This window comes from Dermatophilaceae bacterium Soc4.6, from assembly GCA_039889245.1.
In the GTDB taxonomy this organism is placed as follows: Bacteria; Actinomycetota; Actinomycetes; order Actinomycetales; family Dermatophilaceae; genus Lapillicoccus.
The window spans coordinates 764,163-786,553 of record JAZGVH010000002.1 but is presented as its reverse complement, the minus strand read 5'-3'; the positions used below and the strand labels follow the sequence as shown (position 1 = coordinate 786,553).

Sequence of the window (22,391 nt, the reverse complement as noted above, 5' to 3'; positions counted from 1 at the left end):
GCGACGATGACCAGTGACCAGGACCTCATCCGCGAGCTGCGGGCACGGGCGGCGACGGCGGTCCCCGCGATGTCGCTCGACGAGGCCACCGTCCGCGCCGCCGGACGCCGTCGGATCTCGGTGCGGCGCTGGGTCGCGAGCGGCAGCACGGCCGCAGCGGTCCTGGTGCTCGCCGTGGTGGTGACGACGACCGGCTCGTTCCACCCGCAGCAGGGCCGCGGCGTGGCGGGGACCACCAGCCCCGTGTCGTGCGTGACCCCGCCCACTGTCGAGTACACGGTTCGCGGAGCAGCCCCGCGGTCGCTGCCCTTCGCGGCCACCGTGACCGTCTTGGCTCCGGTGGGTGATCCCGTCACAATCGTGTTCCGGGGCGACTGCGCCGCCGGAGGGCGCCTTGCGGTCAACGCCGCCGGGCGAGGCGTCTTCTACTCCGACCTCCTGAGCAGGCGGGTCACCGCCAGCTGGAACCCGAACGAGCCGGGGGCTCGCACCCTCCTCGCCGTCTCCTGGTCGTGCTTGGGGGCGACACCCTGCCCGAGCGCCAGCCTCGGCCGCCTCCAGGTGATCGCGGCCGATGCGCCCACCACCGCAACCCCACCGGCGGGTGGGGGCTCGGGCGGGCCACTGCCCCCCCGCTGCTCGACAGCGGACCTCTCGCTCGGCCACGGCGAGGACGTGACCGCCCAGACCGGCGAGAACCCCCTGATGTATGCGCTCACCAACATCGGCCCGACGTCCTGCCTGCTGCTCGGCTACCCATCGCTCGGCCTCTACGACGGCTCCGGACACCGTTTGGCCCTCCGGTACAACACGAGCACGGGCGCCCAGTACGTCAGCAGCGACCCCCCGGCGGCGGTGATCCTCGAGCCGGGTGGGATCGGCTACTTCCTCCTCGCCAAGTACCGCTGCGACACCGGCCACCTCAGCGACACGACGACCATCCGTGTCGGCCTGCCAGATCAGCGTCAGCCGCTGACCGATCGCGCGGTAGGGGCTGAAGGGGGGGCTACCCTCTCGTACTGCCAGGGCGGCGCCGACGACCCCGGACAGGTCGTCGAGATCTCACCCTTCGTCGCCACGCAGCGGGCAGCCTTCCCTCGCCCGTAGCCCCAGCCTCGCGCAGGGCGGGCGCGGAGGGGGTGGTCCCCGACCTCCTAGACTGCCCCTCATGGCACTCACCCGTGACGACGTGGCCCACCTGGCGTCCCTGGCCCGCATCGACCTGAGCGACGCCGAGCAGGACAAGATGCTCGGCGAGCTCGGCGTCATCCTCGACTCCGTGGCCCTGGTGCAGCAGGCGCCCACGCAGGGGGTCGAGCCGATGTCGCACCCGCTGCCGCTGACCAACGTGACGCGCCCCGACGTGCGCCGCCCCAGCCTCACGTCGGCGCAGGCCCTCTCCGGTGCCCCCGCCCAGGAGCAGCAGCGCTTCTCGGTGCCGCGCATCCTCGACGAGGACTGACCTCCTCAGCTTCCTCCCGCTGTTCACGACGAAGGCCAAGACGAAGGCTCCTTGATGACGACCGATCTCACCCGCCGCAGCGCCGCCGAGATGGCGAGCCTCCTGTCCACCAAGGAGGTCAGCTCGGTCGAGCTGACCCAGGCCCACCTCGACCGCACCGATGCCGTCGACGGCCTCGTGCACTCCTACCTGCACGTCGACCACGAGGGTGCGCTGGCCCAGGCCCGCGCCGTCGACGAGCGGCGCGCGGCCGGTGACGACCTCCACGTGCTCGCCGGCGTGCCGATCGCGGTCAAGGACATCCTCACGACGATCGGCCTGCCCACCACCGCCGGCAGCCGCATCCTTGAGGGCTGGATCCCGCCCTACGACGCCACCGTGGTGACCAGGCTGCGCGAGGCGGGCATGCCGATCCTCGGCAAGACCAACCTCGACGAGTTCGCGATGGGCTCCTCGACCGAGCACTCGGCCTACGGCCCGAGCCGCAACCCCTGGGACCTCGAGCGCATCCCCGGCGGCTCGGGCGGTGGCAGCTCGAGCGTCGTCGCCTCCTTCCAGGCCCCGCTGGCCATCGGCACCGACACCGGCGGCTCCATCCGCCAGCCGGCCGCCCTCACCGGCACGGTCGGCACCAAGCCGACCTACGGCGGCGTCTCGCGCTACGGCCTCGTGGCCCTGGCCTCCAGCCTCGACCAGGCCGGGCCCTGCGCGCGCTCGGTGCTCGACACCGCCCTGCTGCACGCGGTGATAGCCGGTCACGACCCGCTCGACTCGACCTCGATCGACGCGCCCGTGCCCGCCGTCGTCGAGGCGGCGCGCCGGGCCGACGTCTCCGGCATGATCGTCGGCGTCATCAAGCAGCTGACCGGCGAGGGCTACCAGGCGGGGGTGCAGACCCGGTTCGACGAGGCCGTCGCCCTGCTCGTCGACCGCGGCGCGACGGTCGTCGAGGTCGACTGCCCGAGCTTCGACTACGCGCTGGCCACCTACTACCTCATCCTGCCCAGCGAGGCCTCGAGCAACCTCGCCAAGTTCGACGCCATGCGCTACGGCCTGCGCGTGCCGCCCGCGGGGGTCGACGCCCCCAGCGCCGAGCAGGTCATGGCCGCGAGCCGCGACGCCGGCTTCGGCGACGAGGTCAAGCGCCGCATCATCCTCGGCACCTACGCCCTCTCGTCGGGCTACTACGCCGCCTACTACGGACAGGCTCAGAAGGTGCGCCGCCTCATCGCCGACGACTTCGCACGCGCCTTCGCCACCGCCGACGTGCTGCTCTCGCCGACCGCCCCGACCACGGCGTTCAAGCTCGGGGAGAAGCTCGACGACCCGATGGCGATGTACCGCGGTGACGTCGCGACGATCCCGGCCAACCTCGCTGGGGTGCCGGGCATGTCGCTGCCCAGCGGCCTGGCCGACGAGGACGGTCTGCCCACGGGCATCCAGATCCTCGCCCCGGCCACCCAGGACGACCGCCTGTATGCCGTGGGAGCCGCCCTCGAGGCCGCCCTCGTCGCGCAGTGGGGGGCACCCCTGCTCACCCGGGCCCCCGAGCTGACCGAAGGAGAGCTGCGATGACCACCCACGCGACGCGTGAGCCCGAGACCCTCATGGGCTACGACGAGGTGCTGGCCGTCTTCGACCCCGTGATGGGCCTCGAGGTGCACGTCGAGCTCGGCACCGCGACCAAGATGTTCTGCGGGTGCTCGACCACCTTCGGTGGTCAGCCCAACACCCAGACGTGTCCCGTCTGCCTCGGCCTGCCCGGCGCGCTGCCGGTGGTCAACGAGATCGGCGTCGAGTCGGCCATTCGCATCGGGCTCGCGCTCAACTGCGAGATCGCCACCTGGTGCCGCTTCGCCCGCAAGAACTACTTCTACCCCGACATGCCGAAGAACTTCCAGACGTCGCAGTACGACGAGCCGATCGCCTTCGAGGGCTACCTCGACGTCGACCTCGACGACGGCACGACCTTCCGGGTGCTGATCGAGCGCGCCCACATGGAGGAGGACACCGGCAAGTCGCTGCACGTCGGTGGTGCGACCGGGCGCATCCAGGGCGCCGACCACTCCCTCGTCGACTACAACCGCGCGGGCATCCCCCTCATCGAGATCGTCACGAAGCCCATCACCGGGGCGGGGCAGCGGGCGCCCGAGGTGGCCCGCGCCTACGTCACGGCGCTGCGTGACCTGCTCAAGGCGCTCGACGTCTCCGACGTCAAGATGGAGCAGGGCTCGATGCGCGCCGACGTCAACGTCTCCCTGCGCCCGCTCGCCGCGGAGGGTCAGGACCAGGACGAGGTGCGGCTCGGCACGCGCACCGAGACCAAGAACGTCAACTCGTTCCGCTCGGTCGAGCGGGCGGTGCGCCACGAGATGATGCGCCACGGCGCCATCCTCAGCGGCGGTGGCTCCATCCTGCAGGAGACCCGCCACTGGCACGAGGACACCGGCCTGACGACCAGCGGCCGCGAGAAGTCCGACGCCGAGGACTACCGCTACTTCCCCGAGCCCGACCTCGTCCCCGTGGCACCGTCGCGCGAGCTGGTCGAGGCCCTGCGGGCGACCCTGCCCGAGCCGCCGTCGGATCGCCGCAAGCGACTGCAGGGGGACTGGGGCTACTCCGACCTCGAGATGCGCGACGTGCAGAACGCCGGCGTGGTCGAGCTCATCGAGGCGACCATCGCGGCCGGGGGGTCGCCAGCGGGCGCGCGCAAGTGGTGGATGGCCGAGCCGTCGCGGCGCGCCAACGCGCAGGCGCAGGACGTGGTGTCGTATGCCGCGGAGGTCGGTCTGACCCCGGCCCGCGTCGCCGAGCTCGAGGCGCTCGTCACGGGTGGGCGGCTCAACGACCAGCTGGCCCGCCAGGTCATGGACGGCGTCCTCGACGGCGAGGGCTCGCCCACCACGGTGGCCGACGCGCGCGGTCTCGCGCTCGTGCAGGACGACGGCGCGCTCGAGGCGGCCGTCGACGTGGTCATCGCGGCCAACGCGGCCGTCGCCGACAAGGTGCGTGAAGGGAAGGTGGCGGCCGCCGGCGCCCTCATCGGCCAGGTCATGAAGCAGATGAAGGGTCAGGCCGACGCCGCGAAGGCCCGCGAGATGATAATGTCGAAGCTCGGGCAGGGCTGAGCCTCAGGCGCGCCGGCCACCGCCCAGCAGGCCGCCGAGGATGTCACCGAGGACGCCACCCGGCGCTCCGGACGACCCGCTCCCCGAGGTGCTGCTCCCAGCGGTTGCCCCGCCGAGGATGTTTCCCAGGATGCCGCCGAGCCCACCGCCGACCCCGAGCCGCTTGGCCAGGTAGGCCATGACGTAGGGCGCGAGCAGCGGTAGCAGCTGCTGCACGACGGCGGGTCCCTCGTGCCCGTCGGCCCCGCTCACCGCGCTCAGCCGGCTGACGACCTGGTCGGTCTGGCCCCCGAAGATGTTGCCCACGATCTTGCTCCCGTCACCCACGTCGACGGCGTCGAGGTCGGAGCCGAGCAGGCTGCCATCGTGCTGCGCGAGGGCCCCGGTGAGCGACGCCTCGCCGGCCGGGTCCTGCGCGTTGGCGTGGAGCCCCCCGAGCAGGGCCGGGAGCGCGTTGCGCGTCGCCGCTTCGGCCTGGGTGCGGTCCACGCCGAGTCGCGCCGCGATCTGGTCGAGGGGCAGCTGGGCCATGAGGTCGTCGATCTGTGACACGTCGTGACTCCTTCGTCGGGCCGACCCGTAGCGTCGGCTCGGGGAGCGTAGCGCCCCTCACCTCCAGCAGGGATAGGTTCATCGGGTGAGCCTGATGACCTTGCCCGACCAGGAGTGGATCGATGCGATCGGCCCCCTCGGTGACGTGGGCGGGGTGGACCAGCTCGAGGTCGTGCCCTGGGACCTGCACGGGCCGCACCCTCGTGCCGACGAGATCGAGGTCGTCGTCCCTCCCTACCTCGACCAGCAGCTGCAGCTGTCACTCCTGAGCGACCTCCCGTCCCTGCGGCTCGTGCAGGTGCTCACGGCGGGCTACGACCACGTCGTCCCGCACCTGCCGCAGGGCGTGCGGCTGGCCAACGCCGTCGGGGTGCACGACGCCTCGACGGCCGAGCTCACCCTGGCCCTCACGCTCGCCGCGCTTCGCGGCCTACCGCAGTTCGTGCAGGCCCAGGGGCGTGGCGAGTGGCTCGCGACCCAGCGGTGGCCCGCGCTCGCCGACAAGCGGGTGCTGGTCGTCGGCTACGGCAACGTCGGGCGCGCCATCGTGCGGCGCCTGCTCCCGTTCGAGGTCGAGGTGACCGCGGTCGCGAGTCGGGCCCGCGCCGGCGACGAGCTGGTCACCGCCGTGCACGGTCTCGACGAGCTGCCCGACCTGCTGCCCCACCACGAGGTCGTGGTCGTGATCGTGCCGCTCACGGCGTCGACCGCGGGGCTGGTCGACGCAGCCTTCCTCGGGGCCATGCCCGACGGGTCGCTCCTGGTCAACATGTCCCGCGGCAAGGTCGCCGACACCGACGCCATCGTGGCCGCGGCGGCCACCGGGCGCCTGCGCTTCGCCCTCGACGTGACGGATCCCGAGCCCCTGCCGGCCGACCACCCGCTGTGGTCGGCCCCCGGCGTGCTCGTCTCACCGCACGTGGGCGGCGCGAGCACCGCGTTCCTGCCGCGCGCCCGGGCGCTGGTCAGGGAGCAGCTGCGCCGGTATGCCGCGGGCCAGCCCGTGCAGCACGTCGTCGCCGGGCCGTGACGTGGACCCGGACACGCCCTGAGACCGAGGTGGCTCGGTCAGGCGGCCACAGCGGGCGCGGCGAAGTCGGCCAGTGTCTGGACCGCTGCCCGGAACCTCTGCTGGACCGCGGGGTCGGTGAGCACGTCGACCTCGATGCCGGGCTGCGACAGGGTCACGTCCTCGACGACGACGGCACCGGCGATCCGCGCGGAGCGGGCCGTGTCGTCGTGCGACCACTTGCCGCCGTAGGGCGTGGGCGTGGTGCCCACGACACCCAGGGGCTTGCCGACGATCGCTCCGGCGCCGTACGGCCGCGACAGCCAGTCGATGGCGTTGTTGAGCACGGCCGGCATGGTGCCGTTGTACTCCGGGGTGACCACGAGGATCTTGTCGGCAGCGGCGACGCGCTCGCGCAGGGCGACGGCCGGGGCGGGGGCCGATCCGCTGTCGAGGTCCTCGTTGTAGAAGGGGACGTCGGCCAGGCCCTCGACGAGGTCGAGGACGACGCCCTCGGGGGCGTGGTCGCGCAGGCTCTCGGCGACGAGGCGGTTGACGGAGTCGGCGCGGAGGCTGCCGACGAGGACGGCGATGGTCTGGCTCATGGTGAGGCTCCTGGTGAAGGGGGAAGGGAGGTCGTGGGTTCAAACGGACTGCGGTCCGTTTACATTCCCCACGGTGGGGGCCCGCCTAGACTCGTCCCACCATGCCGACTCCAGTGCGACTGCTCCCGATGGCCGGCTCGGCCGTGCCCGTCGGCGGCGCGGGCGAGCCCGTGCGGGCGGATGCGGCCCGCAACCGCGAGGCCCTGCTCGAGGCGGCGCAGGCCCTCGTGGCCTGTCACGGGGTGGGACACGTGACCATGGACGCGGTCGCGCAGGCCGCGGGCGTCGGCAAGGGCACCGTCTTTCGCCGGTTCCACTCCCGCGAGGGCCTGATGGGGGCGCTGCTCGACTCAGCCGAGGCGGCCTGGCAGGCCAGCGTCATCAGCGGGCCACCGCCGCTCGGGCCGGGCGCGGCAGCCTACGACCGGCTCGTCGCCTTCGCCCGGTCTCGCCTGGAGTCGACGCTGGCCCAGGCCGAGCTCATCGAGGCCGCCGGCGCCAGCAGCGACCGGGGTCTGCCTGCCCGCTCCTTCACGATGATGCACGTGCGGATGCTGCTCACGGCGCTCGAGGTGGACGGCGACCTGCCCCTGCTCGCCATCGCCCTCCTCGCTCCGCTCGAGCTGCCCGTCCTGCGCCAGCAGGTGCAGGTCGAGCACTTTCCGGTCGACCGTGTCCTCGACGGCTGGGTCGACCTGTTGGACCGGGTGGTCCGGCGCCCCGCCCGAGGCGGGGCGCCGGCCGGTCAGGCGAGCTCGAGGCGGGTGGCCGAGTAGGTCGCCGTCGCGGGTGAAGGCGTGCCGAACCGGGCGTTGACCGCATACAGCGCGCCGCCGCCCAGGGTGGCCGTCGAGGGGACGTCGAGGCCGTCCGAGGCGAGGCGGGCCTCGACCCGGCCGGTCCACCCGCTGGCGGTGCGGGCGAGCGCGACCTGGGTGACGGAGGAGGTGCCATCGCCGCGCACGACCCACAAGGTCGTGCCGCGCCGCTCGAGGCCGTCACCCGACACCACGGCCGGGGTCCCGGTGATTGGGATCTGCGTCGTGCGGCCGGTGCTCGGGTTGACGCTCCACAGGCCGCCCACCGAGCTGTTGTTGAGGACCAGCCCGTTGCCCGGGAGGGTGCGGATCCCGTTGGCGTTGATCGCGCTCCCGTTGACCGTGGGCCACTGGCCGCTCAGGGGCAGGAACTGCGCAGCGGCGCCGGTCGGTCGCCCGCCGGCCGTGAGGGCGATCTTCGTCAGGCGGTCCACGGAGGAGTCGGTGACCCAGACCGTGTCCCCGTCGACGACGAGGTCGTTGAGGAACAGCCCCCCGGGCACGACGGTGTCCTGGATCACGCGACCCGACGCGGAGCCGACCGCCCAGACGTGGGCCTCTGCGCCGAGGCTGCCGACGGCCCAGACGATGCCGGTGCGCGCGTCGAAGAAGAGGCCGCGCAGCGAGCGGCCGGCCGCGCCGGGCAGCAGCACCCGGGTGGTGCCGCGCAGCAGGTCACCCGTGACGATGCGTCCGTCGTTCAGGGAGCCGACGAAGAAGACGGCGCCGGGGCCGGAGGTGATGCCCTCGGGCTGGATGCCGTCGGGGAGGGCGACCTCGGTGCGGGCGGTCGTGCGGGCCTGGGCGGGAGCAGCGGCCCCGAGGGTCAGGCCGGCCGCCGCGAGGGCCACGGCCGAGGTCAGGGCGGTGCGGCGGGAGAAGAGGGGATGGGTCGTCGTTGAATCGTCCATCACTCATTCTCGGGTCAGGGGTCGGGCGGTCGCCACCCCGGTGGCTCCTCGCGCCACGTGCAGGCGATCTCGCCCGGGAGAACCTCACCCTCGTGCAGGTGGGCGGGTAGCCCGAGGGGGTGACGGGGGCTGCGGCTCGTCGTACGCTCGGGCGTATGTCGTCGTCGCTGGAGCGCACCCTCGTGCTGGTCCGTCACGCCAAGGCCGAGCAGGTGCCCGGCAAGCCCGACCACGACCGCACGCTGACGGGGCGCGGGCGGCGCGACGCCGAGGCGGTGGGCCGGTGGCTGCACGAGCAGGGGATCGTCCCCGAGCTGGTGATCTGCTCGACCTCGCAGCGGACCCGCGAGACGTGGGCCGGCATCGCCCACGGGGGGTGCCACACGGAGTACGTCGAGTACCGCCGGGCGGTCTACCAGGGGGGGACGCAGGCGCTCCTGCAGACCATCCGCGAGGACGCGGGCGAGGTGGCCACCCTGCTCGTCATCGGGCACGCGCCGACCGTGCCCGAGCTCGCCAGCGGGCTCAGCGACGGTGAGGGGTCGGTGGAGGCGCACCGGGCGCTCGCCGACGGATACCCGACCTGCGGCGTCAGCGTGCTGCGCGTCGACGTCGGGTGGGCCGATCTCGGGGTCGGCGACGCCACCCTCGAGCGGTTCCACGTCGGCCGCGCCTGAGTGCCCGCCGTGTGCAGGCGCAGACCCACGAGGGTCGCGGATACGGGACCCCTGCCTGCTGAGGCGGAAACGGCTTGACGAGTGCCGGTCACCGCGTCGAGGGTGGCGCCGTGCCGACGACGATCAACCACATCACCGTCGACAGCCACGACCCCTCCGCGCAGGCGCGGCGGTGGTGCGAGGTCTTCGGTGTCGCCATGGATCCCGAGGACTTCCCCGGCGACCCCGCGGCGGTCGTCCACCAGCCTGCCGGTCCGTCGGTCTTCTTCGAGCAGGTGCCCGAGGGCAGGTCGGTCACGAACCGCGTCCACCTCGACCTCACCCCGGAGACGACGCGTGACGAGGAGGTCGTGCGCCTCCATGGGCTCGGAGCCAGCCAGGTGGCCGACCACCGCCGACCCGACGGCACGGGCTGGGTGACGATGACCGACCCCGAGGGCAACGAGTTCTGCGTCGAGCGCAGTGCGGCGGAGCGCGCCGCGAGCGCCTGAGCACCGGCCCGGCGATACCGCTGCTGCGCCCTGCACATCCGGTTCTATGCTCGGTCCATGACGACTCCGACGACGACGCCCGACATCAAGCCCCGCTCCCGCGACGTCACCGACGGGCTCGAGAAGACCGCCGCACGAGGCATGCTCCGCGCGGTCGGCATGGGCGACGACGACTGGGTCAAGCCGCAGATCGGGGTCGCCAGCTCCTGGAACGAGATCACCCCCTGCAACCTCTCCCTCGACCGGCTGGCCAAGGCGGTCAAGGACGGTGTGCACGCCGGCGGGGGCTACCCGCTGGAGTTCGGCACCATCTCGGTCTCCGACGGCATCTCGATGGGTCACGAGGGCATGCACTTCTCGCTGGTCTCGCGCGAGGTCATCGCCGACTCGGTCGAGACGGTCATGAGCGCCGAGCGGCTCGACGGGTCGGTGCTGCTCGCCGGCTGCGACAAGTCGCTGCCCGGCATGCTGATGGCCGCCGCCCGCCTCGACCTCGCCTCCGTCTTCCTGTATGCCGGTACGATCCTGCCCGGCATCGCCAAGCTCTCGGACGGCACCGAGAAGGAGGTGACGATCATCGACGCCTTCGAGGCGGTCGGGGCCTGCGCCGCCGGCAAGATGTCGCTCGCCGACGTCGACGCCATCGAGCGGGCGATCTGCCCCGGCGAGGGCGCCTGCGGTGGGTTCTACACGGCCAACACGATGGCGGCCATCGCCGAGGCGATGGGCATGTCGCTGCCCGGCTCCGCCGCGCCACCCGCGACCGACCGTCGGCGTGACGCCTTCGCCCGCAAGTCGGGGGAGGCCGTCGTCGAGCTGCTGCGCCGCGGGATCACGGCCCGTCAGATCATGACCAAGGAGGCCTTCGAGAACGCCATCGCCGTGACCATGGCGTTCGGTGGGTCGACCAACGCGGTGCTCCACCTGCTGGCCATCGCCAACGAGGCCGAGGTGGACCTGACCATCGAGGACTTCAAGCGCGTCGGCGCCAAGGTGCCGCACCTGGCCGACGTCAAGCCCTTCGGGCGCTACGTCATGAAGGACATCGACCGTATCGGCGGCATCCCCGTCGTCATGAAGGCGCTGCTCGACGCCGGCATCCTGCACGGTGACTGCCTCACGGTCACCGGCAAGACGGTCGCCGAGAACCTCGCGAGCGTGCCGACCCCCGACCCCGACGGTCTCGTGATCCGGGCCATGGACAACCCGATCCACGCCACCGGCGGCATCACGATCCTCTCCGGGACGCTCGCCCCCGAGGGTGCCGTCGTGAAGTCGGCCGGCTTCGACTCCGACGTCTTCACCGGCACCGCCCGGGTCTTCGACGGCGAGCGCGCGGCGATGGACTACGTCGAGGCCGGCAAGCTGGTGGCGGGAGACGTCGTCGTCATCCGCTACGAGGGCCCCAAGGGGGGCCCGGGGATGCGCGAGATGCTCGCCGTCACCGGGGCGATCAAGGGCGCCGGCCTGGGCAAGGACGTGCTGCTGATGACCGACGGTCGCTTCTCGGGTGGCACCACCGGGCTCTGCGTCGGGCACGTCGCCCCCGAGGCCGTCGACGGTGGCCCGATCGCCTTCGTGCGCGACGGTGACACGATCACCCTCGACGTCGCCCACGGCACCCTCGACGTCGAGGTCACCGCCGAGGAGCTCAAAGCGCGCGCCGTGGGCTTCACCCCGCCGCCGCCGAAGTATCCCCGTGGCGTGCTCGCGAAGTACGTCAAGCTCGTCGGCAGCGCCAGCAAGGGCGCCGTGCTGGCCTAGCACTGGCCCCTGCACCATGAGGGCCCGACGGCGTCACAGCGGTGAGGCTGCCGGGCCTCCTCGTCCCGTCGTGCGGGGCGGGTCGTAGCCGCCCTCCGGGGGCACCATCTCGGCTCGCACCCCGAGCAGGCGGATGGGGCGTTCACCGTCGCCGAGGGCGGCGAGCAGCTCGAGCGCCGCCGCGGCGAGGTGCACCGCCTCGTAGGTCGGCTCCGGGAGCTTGCGCATCCTGGTCACGGTGTGGAACGGGGCGAAGCGCACCTTGAGGGCGACCCGTTGGCAGGGGCGGCCCTCAGCCCGCAGGTCCTGCTCGACCTGATCGGCGAGCACGCGGATGGCCCGCGTCACCTCCAGCTCGGTGGTGAGGTCGCTCTGGTAGGTCGTCTCGCGGCCGTGGGCCCGGGCGACCCACGGGGTGTCGTCGACGGTCGCGCTGGACAGGCCCCGCCCGAGGCTGCGGTAGTGCGGCCCCATGCGAGCACCGAACTCCGTTGCCAGTACTGCCTCCTCGGCTGCCGCCAGCTCGAGCACCGTCCGTATGCCGTGTCGCTCCAGACGGGCGGAGATCCTCGGCCCGATTCCCCAGACTGCCGTCGTGGGCCGATGACCCATCACCTCCACCCAGTTGTCACGGGTGAGCACGTAGGTGCCGCGGGGCTTCCCGAAGTCGGTGGCGATCTTCGCCCGCACCTTCGTGTCCCCGATGCCGACGGAGCAGTGCAGCTCAGTCGCCTCGAGCACCGCGCGCTGGATCGACTCGGCGTAGGCGAGGGGGTCGCCCGCCACCGCGTCGTCGATCCCGACGAAGGCCTCGTCCCACCCGAGCACCTCCACCACCGCGTCGGGCTGGGCCCGCAGGGTCTCCATGACCCGGGCCGACACCTCCTCGTAGACCGGTCGGTCGACCGGCAGGAAGACGGCGTCAGGGATCTTGCGCCGGGCCACCCGCAGCGGCATACCGGAGCGCACGCCGAGCTCTCGGGCCTCGTAGGACGCAGTCGAGACGACCGCGCGCTCCGAGGGGTCGCCCCGCCCACCCACGACCACGGGCCGGCCGGCCAGCTCGGGATGCCGCAGCACCTCGACCGCCGCCAGGAACTGGTCGAGGTCGACGTGGAGCACCCAGGCCGTCATGCCCCCATCCTCTCCTCCACGCACGCTCCGGCGGCCGACGCCGCGGCGCCGGGTCAGAGGTCGATGGCTCGGTGCACCCAGGTCGACTGCACGCTCATGCCCAGCCTCTCGTAGAGGCCCAGGGCCCCGGTGCGGGAGTCGGTCGACAGCTCGGAGCGCACGCCCCCGGCAGCGCGCCCGAGAGCGAACGCGTCGGCCAACAGGGCCCGGGCGAGCCCCAGCCCCCGAGCCTGACGTCGCACGGCGAGCTGGTCGACATACGTCGTGCCGTTGCTCGGCACCCGCAGGCAGGCTCCGAGCACAGCGTCCGAGCCGTCCACCGCCAGGCGCAGGTGCCCCGGCGCGAACCCGGGCCGCCGCACGCTCGTCGCGGCCCAGTCGTCGAAGGCGATGGGCTGCCGCTCGGGCCACTCGGCGAAGGCATCCTCGATGACCTGGAAGGCGCGCCGCTGGTCGTGCTCGTCGTCGAGGGAGAGGTCCCGCAGGGTGCAACCCGCCGGCAGGGGGTGCTCGGCGAGCACGGCCGGCTCCGGCAGCTCGAGCACCCAGCTGGTCCACCGCACCTCGTAGCCGAGGGAGGTCAGCAGCAGGTCGGCGCTCGACCCCTGCAGCACGCCCTGCCCGACGACGACGCCACCGTCGCGCCGGGCCGCGTCACGGGACCAGGCGGCGAGCCAGGTGCCGAGCCCGTGCCCGCGGTGCCGGGGGAGGACGTGCCCCTCGGCCCGGCGGGCGCCGTAGATCTCGACGTAGGCCACGACCTCACCGTCGTGCTCGAGCCCGACGGCGCAGGTGGCGAGGTCGAAGCCGGGTCGCTGCCAGTCACCGACCACGTCCGCCTCCTCGACGAGGACCTCACCGACGTCGTGCTCCTCGCAGGCGGCGACGACGGCGGCCACCCGGCCGGCGTCGGAGAGCTGGAGACGGCGCGCGATGTAGCCTGCGGGAGGGACTGACGCATCCATGCCGTCAGACCCTACGCCGTCCGCCCTGTGACACAGGAGTATCGGATGGTGAGACGCCTGAGGGGCCGGATTGACACCACCGTGCCTCCGGGAGCACGGTTGGGACGTGGCACGACTTCTCGTAGTTCTCCAGCGCGTCTGACGACGGTCCACCGACCCGAGCCCGACGCGCCTCCCTTCCGTCCTCCTTCGGACCGAAGGGCTTTTTTGTGGGCGCGACCACCCGATCCGCCGTCAGAGCCAGCACCGCCGTCAGAGACGACCGCACGACACGAAGGTGACAACCGTGAGCGACAGCGCCACACCGGTGAGGCCATCCCCGGCCGACATCGCCCCGCAGAGCCGGACCCGCCCGGCCTCGCCCAGCCCCACCCCTGCTCCGGAGCAGGTCACCGGGGCCCAGTCGCTGGTCCGGTCGCTCGAGGCGCTCGGCGTCGACACGGTCTTCGGCATCCCCGGCGGCGCGATCCTGCCCGCCTACGACCCGCTCATGGACAGCAAGACGGTGCGCCACATCCTGGTCCGTCACGAGCAGGGCGCGGGCCACGCGGCTGAGGGGTATGCCGCCGCGACGGGTCGCGTCGGGGTCTGCATGGCGACCTCGGGCCCGGGTGCCACCAACCTCGTGACCCCCCTGGCCGACGCCTACATGGACTCTGTGCCGATCGTCGCGATCACCGGCCAGGTGTCGTCGAAGTCGATCGGCACGGACGCCTTCCAGGAGGCCGACATCCGCGGCATCACGATGCCGATCACCAAGCACAACTACCTCATCACCAACCCCGACGACATCCCCCGGGCGCTGGCCGAGGCCTTCCACGTGGCCCGCAGCGGCCGTCCGGGGCCGGTGCTCGTCGACATCAGCAAGGACGCCCTGCAGGGGGCGACGACCTTCTCGTGGCCGCCGACCACCGACCTGCCCGGCTACCGACCGGTGACCCGCCCGCACAGCAAGCAGATCCGCGAGGCCACGCGGCTGATCACCGCCGCCCGCCGCCCGGTGATCTACGCCGGCGGTGGCATCGTGCGCGCCGAGGCCAGTGCCCTGCTGCGCGAGCTGGTCGACCTGACCCAGATCCCGGTCGTCACCACCCTCATGGCCCGTGGCGTCGTGCCCGACACGCACCCGCTCAACCTCGGCATGCCCGGCATGCACGGCACGGTGGCCGCGGTGACGGCGCTGCAGAAGTCGGACCTGCTCATCACCATCGGTGCCCGCTTCGACGACCGGGTGACGGGCCAGCTGTCGACCTTCGCCCCCGAGGCCAGGATCATCCACGCCGACATCGACCCGGCCGAGATCTCGAAGAACCGCACCGCCGACGTGCCGATCGTCGGTGACGCCAAGGAGGTCATCGCCGACCTGATCGAGTCGGTGCGCACCGAGCAGCAGGACGAGTCGACCCCGGCGGCCGACTACGCCGCGTGGCGGGCGACGGTCAAGGAGTGGCAGGAGACCTACCCCCTCGGCTACACCAAGGACGAGGGCCTGTCGCCGCAGCTCGTCATCCAGCGCATCGGTGAGATCTCCGGACCCGAGGCGATCTACGCCTCGGGGGTCGGGCAGCACCAGATGTGGGCGGCCCAGTTCGTGAAGTACGAGCGCCCCAACGCGTGGCTCAACTCCGGCGGCGCCGGCACGATGGGGTATGCCGTGCCCGCCGCCATGGGGGCCAAGGTCGCCCAGCCCGACCGCGTCGTCTGGGCCATCGACGGCGACGGCTGTTTCCAGATGACCAACCAGGAGCTCGCGACCTGCGTCATCAACGAGATCCCGATCAAGGTCGCGATCATCAACAACAGCAGCCTCGGCATGGTGCGGCAGTGGCAGACCCTCTTCTACAACCAGCGCTACAGCAACACCGACCTGCACACGAGCGCCGACCAGGTGCGCATCCCCGACTTCGTCAAGCTCGCCGACGCCTACGGCTGCCTCGGCATCCGGGTCGAGCGCGAGGAGGACGTCGACGCCGCCATCCGCCTGGCGCTCGAGACCAACGACCGTCCGGTCGTGATCGACTTCGTGGTGCACCGCGACGCCATGGTCTGGCCGATGGTGCCGTCCGGCGTGAGCAACGACAAGATCCTGAATGCCCGCGGAGCGGCCCCCGTGTGGGACCGAGAGGACTGAGAGGCCCTGATGAGCAAGCACACCCTGTCGGTCCTGGTCGAGAACAAGCCCGGCGTCCTGGCCCGCATCGCCGGCCTGTTCTCGCGCCGCGGCTTCAACATCGACTCCCTCGCCGTCGGTCCCACCGAGCACTCCGACGTCTCGAGGATGACGGTGGTCGTCGACGTCGACGAGCTGCCGCTCGAGCAGGTCACCAAGCAGCTCAACAAGCTGGTCGAGGTGCTCAAGGTCGTCGAGCTCGACCCGGTGCAGTCGGTGCAGAGCCAGGTGGTCCTGGTCAAGGTCAGGGCCGACGTCACCACCCGCAGCCACATCCTCGAGACGGCCGAGCTCTTCCGGGCTCGCGTCGTCGACGTCGCCCACGACTCCCTGACCATCGAGTGCACCGGCAAGGCCGACAAGGTCCAGGCGCTGCTGGCGCTGCTCGAGCCGTTCGGGGTGCGCGAGCTGGTCCAGTCGGGCGTCGTCGGTGTCGGCCGCGGCCCCCGCTCCATCACCGACCGGTCGCTGCGCACCGCGTAGTCGCCCCACAGCGCACCAACCCGCAGACCCCCGTACGACAAACCCCGTACAGCAGACAACATAAGGAGACTGGCCTCATGGCCGAGATGTTCTACGACGACGACGCAGACCTCAGCATCATCCAGGGCAAGAAGGTCGCCGTCATCGGCTACGGCAGCCAGGGCCACGCCCACGCGCTCAACCTGCGCGACTCCGGGGTCGACGTGCGCGTCGGGCTCGCCGAGGGCAGCCAGAGCCGGGCCAAGGCGCAGGCCGAGGGGCTCACGGTGCTGAGTGTCGCCGAGGCGACCGCCGAGGCCGACCTGATCGTCATCCTCACGCCCGACCAGGTGCAGCGCACCGTCTACTCCGAGCACATCAAGCCGAACCTCAAGGAGGGTGCGGCCCTGCTCTTCGGGCACGGCTTCAACATCCGCTTCGGCTACATCACGCCCGAGGCCGGCTCCGACGTGCTCATGGTGGCCCCCAAGGGCCCGGGGCACCTCGTGCGCCGTGAGTACGCCGACGGCCGTGGGGTGCCCGTGCTCCTCGCCGTCGAGCAGGACCCGTCCGGCACCGCCTGGGACCTCGCCAAGTCCTACGCCCGGGCCATCGGCGGCCTGCGGGCCGGCGGGATCGGGACGACGTTCACCGAGGAGACCGAGACCGACCTCTTCGGCGAGCAGGCTGTCCTGTGCGGTGGCGCGTCGCAGCTGGTGCAGTACGGCTTCGAGGTGCTCACCGAGGCCGGCTACCAGCCCGAGGTCGCCTACTTCGAGTGCCTGCACGAGCTCAAGCTCATCGTCGACCTCATGGTCGAGGGCGGCATCGCCAAGCAGCGCTGGTCGATCTCCGACACGGCCGAGTTCGGCGACTACGTCTCCGGGCCGCGGGTCATCGACGCGCACGTCAAGGAGAACATGAAGGCGGTGCTCGCCGACATCAAGGACGGCACCTTCGCCAAGCACTTCATCGACGACCAGGACGCCGGCGCACCGGAGTTCACCGCCCTGCGCAAGAAGGGCGCCGAGCACCCGATCGAGGCCACCGGCAAGAAGCTGCGCGGCCTCATGAGCTGGATCAAGGACTCCGACAGCGACTACGTCGAGGGTTCGGCCGCCCGCTGAGCCGAGCACCAGCACGTCGTACGACGAGCCGGCCGGTCACCCCCTCGCGGGTGACCGGCCGGTCTGCCGCCCCCCACTGGCCGTCCGGGCGTTCGTCATCCGAGACGTCTGTCCCATCCCTCAAGACGACCACCTAGGGTGGAGGCCATGACCGCCTCGTCCCAGACCGCCGCCTCCACCGACCCGGCCGACCCGGCCGACCCGGCCGACCACCTGTCGCTGGCGGTGATCGGGGGGGACGGCATCGGCCCCGAGGTCGTGGCCGAGGGTCTGAAGGTCCTCGACGCCGTGACCGGCGCCGCCCTGACCGTGGCCACCACCGACTACGACCTGGGCGCGCGCCGCTGGCACGCCACGGGCGAGACCCTGCCCGACTCCGTGCTGGCCGAGCTGCGGCAGCAGGACGCGATCCTCCTGGGTGCCATCGGTGACCCGAGCGTGCCCAGCGGCGTGCTCGAGCGGGGGGTGCTCCTGCCGATCCGCTTCGCGCTCGAGCACTACGTCAACCTGCGTCCGTCACGGCTCTACCCCGGGGTCGAGAGCCCGCTGGCCGTGGAGCGCGTCGCCCCGCAGGGCATCGACTTCGTCGTCGTCCGCGAGGGCACCGAGGGACCGTACGTCGGTAACGGTGGCTCGGTGCGCACCGGCACCCCGAACGAGATCGCCACCGAGGTGAGCATCAACACCCGCTTCGGCGTCGAGCGGGTCGTGCGCGACGCCTTCGCGCGCGCCGCGGCCCGGCCCCGTCAGCACCTCACCCTGGTGCACAAGCACAACGTGCTGGTCAACGCCGGCCACCTCTGGCGCCGCACCGTGGACGAGGTGGGCGCCGAGTTCCCCGAGGTGGAGACGGCCTACCTGCACGTCGACGCCGCGACGATCTTCCTCGCGACCGACCCCGGTCGCTTCGACGTCATCGTCACCGACAACCTCTTCGGCGACATCATCACCGACATCGCCGCCGCCATCGTCGGCGGGATCGGGCTGGCCGCCAGCGGCAACATCAACCCCGACCACACCGCGCCGAGCATGTTCGAGCCGGTGCACGGGTCGGCGCCCGACATCGCGGGGCAGCACAAGGCCGACCCCACGGCGACGATCCTGTCCGTGGCCATGCTCCTGCGCCACCTCGGCCGCACCCACGACGCCGCCCGCGTCGAGGCCGCGGTCGAGTCCGACCTCGCCGAGCGGGGCACGACCCCACGCTCCACGCAGGCCGTCGGCGACGCCATCGCGTCGCGGCTGGCCTGAGCCCAGCCCGCTCCCCGCTCCCCGCGCTCCGCCGGTCCCTTCGCGACGCAGTACGCTCGCCTGACCGGCAGCCGCACCACCCGTCCGGCCGCCGGGTCCGACCCGACCCCGCTCGGACGACACGTTTCGGAAGGTCCTTCGATGACGAGCACTCTGCATCCCACGGCGTCCCTCACCTTCGAGGTGACCCCCAACCCCCGTCCGCTCCCCGACGCGCAGCGCGACGCCGTCCTGGCTGACCCGGGCTTCGGCAGGACGTTCACCGACCACATGGTCACCGCCGTCTGGCGCCAGGGCCAGGGCTGGCAGGAGCCGGCCGTCACGGCATACGGGCCGCTGCAGCTCGACCCCGCCTGCGCGGTCCTGCACTACGCGCAGGAGATCTTCGAGGGCCTCAAGGCCTACCGTCACGCCGACGGGTCGGTCTGGACCTTCCGACCCGAGGCCAACGCCGCGCGCTTCCAGCGCAGCGCTCGCCGGCTCACCCTGCCCGAGCTGCCGACGCCCGACTTCATCGAGTCGCTGCGTGCCCTCGTCAGCGCCGACCAGGCGTGGGTCCCCGAGCCGGGCGAGACGGGCGAGAAGTCGCTCTACCTGCGGCCCTTCATGTTCGCCTCCGAGAGCTTCCTGGGGGTGCGTCCGTCGCTCGAGGTCACCTACTGCGTCATCGCATCGCCGGCGGGCGCCTACTTCGCGGGCGGCGTCAAGCCGGTGTCGCTGTGGATCTCGACCGACTACGCGCGAGCGGGCGCCGGTGGCACGGGCGCCGCCAAGTGCGGTGGCAACTACGCCTCCAGCCTCGCCGGGCAGCTCGAGGGGGCCGAGCACGGCTGCGACCAGGCTGTCTTCCTCGACTCCGAGACCCAGACCTACATCGACGAGCTCGGGGGGATGAACCTCTTCCTCGTCTTCAAGGACGGGCGCATCGTCACCCCTGCCCTCACCGGCTCCATCCTCGAGGGCGTCACCCGGAGCTCGATCCTGCAGCTGGCCGCCGACCTCGGGCTGCGGCCCGAGGAGCGACGCATCCCCATCCAGGAGTGGAAGGACGCTGCCGCCTCGGGCGAGCTGGCCGAGGTCTTCGCCTGCGGCACGGCCGCCGTCGTCACCCCCGTGGGCGAGCTGAAGTGGGAGGGCGGCAGCGTCGACCACCGCGGCCCCGGGCACGTCGACGAGACCGCCCTGCGGATCCGCAGCAGCCTGCTCGACATCCAGTACGGCCGCACGGACGACACCCGCGGCTGGCTCACGCGACTCGTGTGAGCGTGGTCGACCGGATCGGCCCCGACGTCGTGCGCGACCGCGTACGACGTCTGGGGCGCGTGCGGGTCGTCGCCTCCGACCTCGACGGCACGCTGCTACGCACCGACGGGTCGGTGTCCGAGCGCACCCGCGCGGCGTGGACGGCGGCCGAGCAGGCAGGACTGTCAACGGTGCTCGTCACCGCACGACCTCCCCGCTGGCTCGACGAGCTCTCGTCGATGGTGGGGGCGCACGGCATCGCACTCTGCGCCAACGGCGCCTTCGTCTACGACGTGCCGAGTCGCACCGTCGTCGCGCAGCACGGCTTCGGGGTCGCGGAGGTCGCGGCCCTCGTGACCGAGCTGCGCCGTGAGCTGCCGGGCACGGTCTTCGGGGCCGAGCGGCGCACGGGTCTGTGCCTCGACGAGGGCTATACCTCCGACTACCCGGTGCCGCCCGGCGCCCTGCGCGGGCCGGTCGAGGAGCTCACGGGCGATCCGGTCGGCAAGCTGCTGGCCCGGCACCCGGACCTCGACGACGAGGCCTTCCGCACCCGGGTGGCCCAGGTCGTCGGTGAGCGCGGGGTCGTCGCCTACTCCGGCGCCGGTGGACTGGCCGAGATCACGGCACCGGGGGTGACCAAAGCCGCAGCGCTCGCGACCTGGTGCGGGGAGCTCGGCGTACCGGCCTCGGCGGTCTGGGCCTTCGGCGACATGCCCAACGACCTGCCGATGCTGGCCTGGGCCGGCACCGGCGTGGCCGTCGGCAACGGCCACGACGACGTCGTCGCCGCCGCCGACCTGGTGACGGCCGGCAACGACGACGACGGTGTGGCGAGGGTGGTCGAGCACCTCCTCGCCAACAGCTGAGGCCGCGGGGGTCGAGGGGCTCAGGACCCCGAGAGCTCCTGCTCCTCCACGCTGGCCTCGTGGACGGTGTCGGCGATGTACGCCGAGGCCGCCTCCGGTGACAGGCGCAGGGTGTAGGCGAGGACGTAGATGGCCGCCGACAGCACCGCGACGATCGGGATGGCGGTCCCGAAGCCGAGCACGGCCAGTCCGCCGTCGTAGTCGCCGAGGTAGGAGATGACGGTCAGCCCCACCAGCCAGGGCAGGACCCACAGACCGGCGCGCAGGTCGAGGGACTGCCCGCGCAGCACCCCGGTCACCGCGAAGAGGCCCAGGAGGACGAAGCCGATGAGCACGGCCACCATCAGCTTCCACACCGTCGTCCAGCCGGACCAGTAGACGATGAGGTTGGAGCCCCAGAAGGCGAGGAACGGGATGACGTGGCCGCCGGGGAGTCGGAACGGTCGCTCGGTGTCGGGGATCTGCCGGCGCAGGGCCACGAGCACGAGGGGGCCAGAGGCGAAGGAGAGCACGGTCGCCGAGGTGATGAAGCCGACCAGCTGCTGCCAGCTCGGGAAGGGTAGGAAGGCGATCAGCCCGATGACGAAGGCGAGCAGCAGGCCGATCAGCGGGGCCCCGCGACGGGTCGTCCGGGCCAGGGCCTGCGGGGCGTTGCCGTTGCGGGCCATGGCGAAGGAGATGCGTGAGGTGACTGTGGTGTAGATCAGGCCGGTGTCGCCGGGGGAGACGATCGCGTCGATGTAGAGCAGCACCGCCAGCCAGCCGAGCCCGAGGGCCGTGGCCACCGCGGCGAGCGGCCCGAAGTCGTCGGTGAACGACAGCTTGGCCCAGCCGTCGGACGAGGTGAGCACCGCCGGGTCGAGCGACCCGATGAAGGCCACCTGCAGGAGGATGTAGATCACGGCGGTCAGGAGCACGGAGCCGATGACGGCCAGCGGCACGTTGCGACGGGGGTTGTCGGTCTCACCCGCGAGCTCGATGCCCTGACGGAACCCGAGGTAGGAGAAGACGATGCCGCTGGTCGCGATCGCCGTGAAGACGCCGTGCCAGCCCTCGGGGGTGAACCCGTGGGAGCTGAAGTTCTCGCCGTGGAACGACGTGACGAAGAAGGCCACGATGACGAGCAGGATGATGAAGAGCTTCCACGAGACGAGCGCGTTGTTGATCCGGGCGAACCACTTCACCCCGTAGTAGTTGATGATCACGAAGACGGCCATGAGGACGACCGCCGCGGCGTAGCCCAGGGCGGTGAGGGTGTAGACCGTCTCGCCCCCGACCGTGTTCTTCGTGGTGAAGTCGGCGTACTGCGTGCCGTACTGCAGGGCCGCCTCGACCTCGATCGGCGCGGTGGTGCCCACGGCGACGTAGGTGATCCAGCCGGACGTGAAGCTGGCGAGGTTGCCGAAGGCCATGTGGGGGAAGCGGACGACTCCTCCGGAGAGGGGGAACATCGTGCCGAGCTCGGCGTAGCACAGGGCGATGAAGAGGATGAGCAGGCCGCCGAGGGCCCACGAGATGGTGGCCGCAGGCCCGGCCTGACGCGAGGCGTTGAGGGCCCCGAAGAGCCATCCGGACCCGATGATGGAGCCGACGCTGGCGAAGAGCAGCCCGACGGCGCCGATGTGGCGCTTAAGGGGTGGGCTGTCGGGTGGGTCGGCTCGGCGGGACGATGTGCTGGCGGTGGTCATGAAGGTCACCTCTCAGGGGGGTCGGGCCGGTGGTTGGGTCGCGCAACCCTCTACCTCTACACCGCG

The 22,391-nt window shown here is 72.0% G+C and carries 21 protein-coding genes; 15 read left to right on the top strand and 6 right to left on the bottom strand.

Annotation, left to right across the window (positions count from 1 at the left end):
• Positions 1-6: 6 nt before the first annotated feature.
• The 4 genes from V3N99_03765 (at position 7) to gatB (ending at position 4,590) form a co-directional block, all read left to right on the top strand.
• Complete coding sequence (locus V3N99_03765) at positions 7-1,107, top strand: DUF4232 domain-containing protein (protein MEO3935857.1); 1,101 nt, start codon at positions 7-9, stop codon at positions 1,105-1,107.
• A 61-nt stretch (positions 1,108-1,168) separates the two neighbouring features.
• Positions 1,169-1,462, top strand: a complete 294-nt coding sequence (gene gatC, locus V3N99_03760) for an Asp-tRNA(Asn)/Glu-tRNA(Gln) amidotransferase subunit GatC (protein MEO3935856.1) — start codon at positions 1,169-1,171, stop codon at positions 1,460-1,462.
• A gap of 54 nt (positions 1,463-1,516) precedes the next feature.
• Positions 1,517-3,037 (top strand): Asp-tRNA(Asn)/Glu-tRNA(Gln) amidotransferase subunit GatA, encoded by a 1,521-nt coding sequence (gene gatA, locus V3N99_03755; protein ID MEO3935855.1) that lies wholly within the window; start codon positions 1,517-1,519, stop codon positions 3,035-3,037.
• Positions 3,034-4,590, top strand: a complete 1,557-nt coding sequence (gene gatB / locus V3N99_03750) for an Asp-tRNA(Asn)/Glu-tRNA(Gln) amidotransferase subunit GatB (protein MEO3935854.1) — start codon at positions 3,034-3,036, stop codon at positions 4,588-4,590. The genes gatA and gatB overlap by 4 nt, the downstream gene beginning before the upstream one ends.
• Before the next feature lie 3 nt (positions 4,591-4,593).
• Here the strand turns inward: gatB and V3N99_03745 are convergent, their stop codons facing one another.
• On the bottom strand, positions 4,594-5,142 hold the full coding sequence (locus V3N99_03745; GenBank protein ID MEO3935853.1) for a DUF937 domain-containing protein: 549 nt from the start codon (positions 5,140-5,142) through the stop codon (positions 4,594-4,596).
• 94 nt (positions 5,143-5,236) lie between these two features.
• On the opposite strand from V3N99_03745, the gene V3N99_03740 reads away from it, so the two are divergent.
• Positions 5,237-6,172 carry a 2-hydroxyacid dehydrogenase gene (locus tag V3N99_03740; GenBank protein ID MEO3935852.1) on the top strand — a complete coding sequence of 312 codons (936 nt, stop codon included), beginning with the start codon at positions 5,237-5,239 and terminating at the stop codon, positions 6,170-6,172.
• A gap of 38 nt (positions 6,173-6,210) precedes the next feature.
• Here the strand turns inward: V3N99_03740 and V3N99_03735 are convergent, their stop codons facing one another.
• Positions 6,211-6,756 carry an NADPH-dependent FMN reductase gene (locus V3N99_03735; GenBank protein ID MEO3935851.1) on the bottom strand — a complete coding sequence of 182 codons (546 nt, stop codon included), beginning with the start codon at positions 6,754-6,756 and terminating at the stop codon, positions 6,211-6,213.
• Between the two features lie 101 nt (positions 6,757-6,857).
• On the opposite strand from V3N99_03735, the gene V3N99_03730 reads away from it, so the two are divergent.
• The gene (locus V3N99_03730; protein MEO3935850.1) at positions 6,858-7,532 is read left to right on the top strand and encodes a TetR family transcriptional regulator; all 675 of its coding nucleotides are present in this window, start codon (positions 6,858-6,860) and stop codon (positions 7,530-7,532) included.
• Here V3N99_03730 and V3N99_03725 read toward each other — a convergent pair.
• Positions 7,502-8,485, bottom strand: a complete 984-nt coding sequence (locus tag V3N99_03725) for a hypothetical protein (protein MEO3935849.1) — start codon at positions 8,483-8,485, stop codon at positions 7,502-7,504. The genes V3N99_03730 and V3N99_03725 overlap by 31 nt on opposite strands.
• Positions 8,486-8,640: 155 nt before the next feature.
• Here V3N99_03725 and V3N99_03720 point away from each other — a divergent pair, with 155 nt between their 5' ends.
• From V3N99_03720 to ilvD, 3 genes are all read left to right on the top strand, one after another.
• Positions 8,641-9,162, top strand: coding sequence for a histidine phosphatase family protein (locus V3N99_03720; GenBank protein ID MEO3935848.1), 522 nt, complete (start codon positions 8,641-8,643; stop codon positions 9,160-9,162).
• A gap of 110 nt (positions 9,163-9,272) precedes the next feature.
• A complete protein-coding gene (locus V3N99_03715) occupies positions 9,273-9,653 on the top strand; it encodes a VOC family protein (protein ID MEO3935847.1) in 381 nt (126 codons plus the stop codon).
• 57 nt (positions 9,654-9,710) lie between these two features.
• Positions 9,711-11,417: a dihydroxy-acid dehydratase gene (gene ilvD / locus V3N99_03710; GenBank protein MEO3935846.1), complete on the top strand. Its 1,707-nt coding sequence runs from the start codon at positions 9,711-9,713 to the stop codon at positions 11,415-11,417.
• A 33-nt stretch (positions 11,418-11,450) separates the two neighbouring features.
• On the opposite strand, the gene V3N99_03705 is transcribed toward ilvD, so the two are convergent.
• On the bottom strand, positions 11,451-12,551 hold the full coding sequence (locus tag V3N99_03705) for a DNA polymerase IV (protein ID MEO3935845.1): 1,101 nt from the start codon (positions 12,549-12,551) through the stop codon (positions 11,451-11,453).
• 53 nt (positions 12,552-12,604) lie between these two features.
• Positions 12,605-13,516, bottom strand: coding sequence for a GNAT family N-acetyltransferase (locus V3N99_03700; GenBank protein ID MEO3935844.1), 912 nt, complete (start codon positions 13,514-13,516; stop codon positions 12,605-12,607).
• A gap of 328 nt (positions 13,517-13,844) precedes the next feature.
• Between V3N99_03700 and V3N99_03695 the strand changes: the two genes are divergently transcribed.
• From V3N99_03695 to V3N99_03670, 6 genes are all read left to right on the top strand, one after another.
• On the top strand, positions 13,845-15,647 hold the full coding sequence (locus tag V3N99_03695) for an acetolactate synthase large subunit (GenBank protein ID MEO3935843.1): 1,803 nt from the start codon (positions 13,845-13,847) through the stop codon (positions 15,645-15,647).
• A gap of 9 nt (positions 15,648-15,656) precedes the next feature.
• Positions 15,657-16,169 carry an acetolactate synthase small subunit gene (ilvN, locus tag V3N99_03690; protein ID MEO3935842.1) on the top strand — a complete coding sequence of 171 codons (513 nt, stop codon included), beginning with the start codon at positions 15,657-15,659 and terminating at the stop codon, positions 16,167-16,169.
• A 77-nt stretch (positions 16,170-16,246) separates the two neighbouring features.
• Entirely contained in the window at positions 16,247-17,275 is a 1,029-nt protein-coding gene (gene ilvC / locus V3N99_03685) for a ketol-acid reductoisomerase (GenBank protein MEO3935841.1), read from the top strand.
• A gap of 147 nt (positions 17,276-17,422) precedes the next feature.
• Positions 17,423-18,526, top strand: coding sequence for a 3-isopropylmalate dehydrogenase (locus V3N99_03680; protein ID MEO3935840.1), 1,104 nt, complete (start codon positions 17,423-17,425; stop codon positions 18,524-18,526).
• 141 nt (positions 18,527-18,667) lie between these two features.
• On the top strand, positions 18,668-19,789 hold the full coding sequence (locus V3N99_03675) for a branched-chain amino acid aminotransferase (GenBank protein ID MEO3935839.1): 1,122 nt from the start codon (positions 18,668-18,670) through the stop codon (positions 19,787-19,789).
• The gene (locus V3N99_03670) at positions 19,786-20,637 is read left to right on the top strand and encodes an HAD hydrolase family protein (GenBank protein MEO3935838.1); all 852 of its coding nucleotides are present in this window, start codon (positions 19,786-19,788) and stop codon (positions 20,635-20,637) included. The genes V3N99_03675 and V3N99_03670 overlap by 4 nt, the downstream gene beginning before the upstream one ends.
• A gap of 20 nt (positions 20,638-20,657) precedes the next feature.
• Here the strand turns inward: V3N99_03670 and V3N99_03665 are convergent, their stop codons facing one another.
• A complete protein-coding gene (locus V3N99_03665; GenBank protein ID MEO3935837.1) occupies positions 20,658-22,325 on the bottom strand; it encodes an APC family permease in 1,668 nt (555 codons plus the stop codon).
• Positions 22,326-22,391: the final 66 nt, after the last annotated feature.

Coding starts and splice junctions, on each gene's coding strand:
- V3N99_03665 (MEO3935837.1), bottom strand. CDS start 22,325: ATGACCACCGCCAGCACATCGTCCCGCCGAGCCGACCCACCCGACAGC.
- gatA (MEO3935855.1), top strand. CDS start 1,517: ATGACGACCGATCTCACCCGCCGCAGCGCCGCCGAGATGGCGAGCCTC.
- V3N99_03740 (MEO3935852.1), top strand. CDS start 5,237: ATGACCTTGCCCGACCAGGAGTGGATCGATGCGATCGGCCCCCTCGGT.
- V3N99_03725 (MEO3935849.1), bottom strand. CDS start 8,485: ATGGACGATTCAACGACGACCCATCCCCTCTTCTCCCGCCGCACCGCC.
- V3N99_03705 (MEO3935845.1), bottom strand. CDS start 12,551: ATGACGGCCTGGGTGCTCCACGTCGACCTCGACCAGTTCCTGGCGGCG.
- ilvD (MEO3935846.1), top strand. CDS start 9,711: ATGACGACTCCGACGACGACGCCCGACATCAAGCCCCGCTCCCGCGAC.
- V3N99_03700 (MEO3935844.1), bottom strand. CDS start 13,516: ATGGATGCGTCAGTCCCTCCCGCAGGCTACATCGCGCGCCGTCTCCAG.
- ilvN (MEO3935842.1), top strand. CDS start 15,657: ATGAGCAAGCACACCCTGTCGGTCCTGGTCGAGAACAAGCCCGGCGTC.
- V3N99_03765 (MEO3935857.1), top strand. CDS start 7: ATGACCAGTGACCAGGACCTCATCCGCGAGCTGCGGGCACGGGCGGCG.
- V3N99_03720 (MEO3935848.1), top strand. CDS start 8,641: ATGTCGTCGTCGCTGGAGCGCACCCTCGTGCTGGTCCGTCACGCCAAG.
- V3N99_03675 (MEO3935839.1), top strand. CDS start 18,668: ATGACGAGCACTCTGCATCCCACGGCGTCCCTCACCTTCGAGGTGACC.
- V3N99_03680 (MEO3935840.1), top strand. CDS start 17,423: ATGACCGCCTCGTCCCAGACCGCCGCCTCCACCGACCCGGCCGACCCG.
- gatB (MEO3935854.1), top strand. CDS start 3,034: ATGACCACCCACGCGACGCGTGAGCCCGAGACCCTCATGGGCTACGAC.
- ilvC (MEO3935841.1), top strand. CDS start 16,247: ATGGCCGAGATGTTCTACGACGACGACGCAGACCTCAGCATCATCCAG.
- V3N99_03730 (MEO3935850.1), top strand. CDS start 6,858: ATGCCGACTCCAGTGCGACTGCTCCCGATGGCCGGCTCGGCCGTGCCC.
- V3N99_03735 (MEO3935851.1), bottom strand. CDS start 6,756: ATGAGCCAGACCATCGCCGTCCTCGTCGGCAGCCTCCGCGCCGACTCC.
- gatC (MEO3935856.1), top strand. CDS start 1,169: ATGGCACTCACCCGTGACGACGTGGCCCACCTGGCGTCCCTGGCCCGC.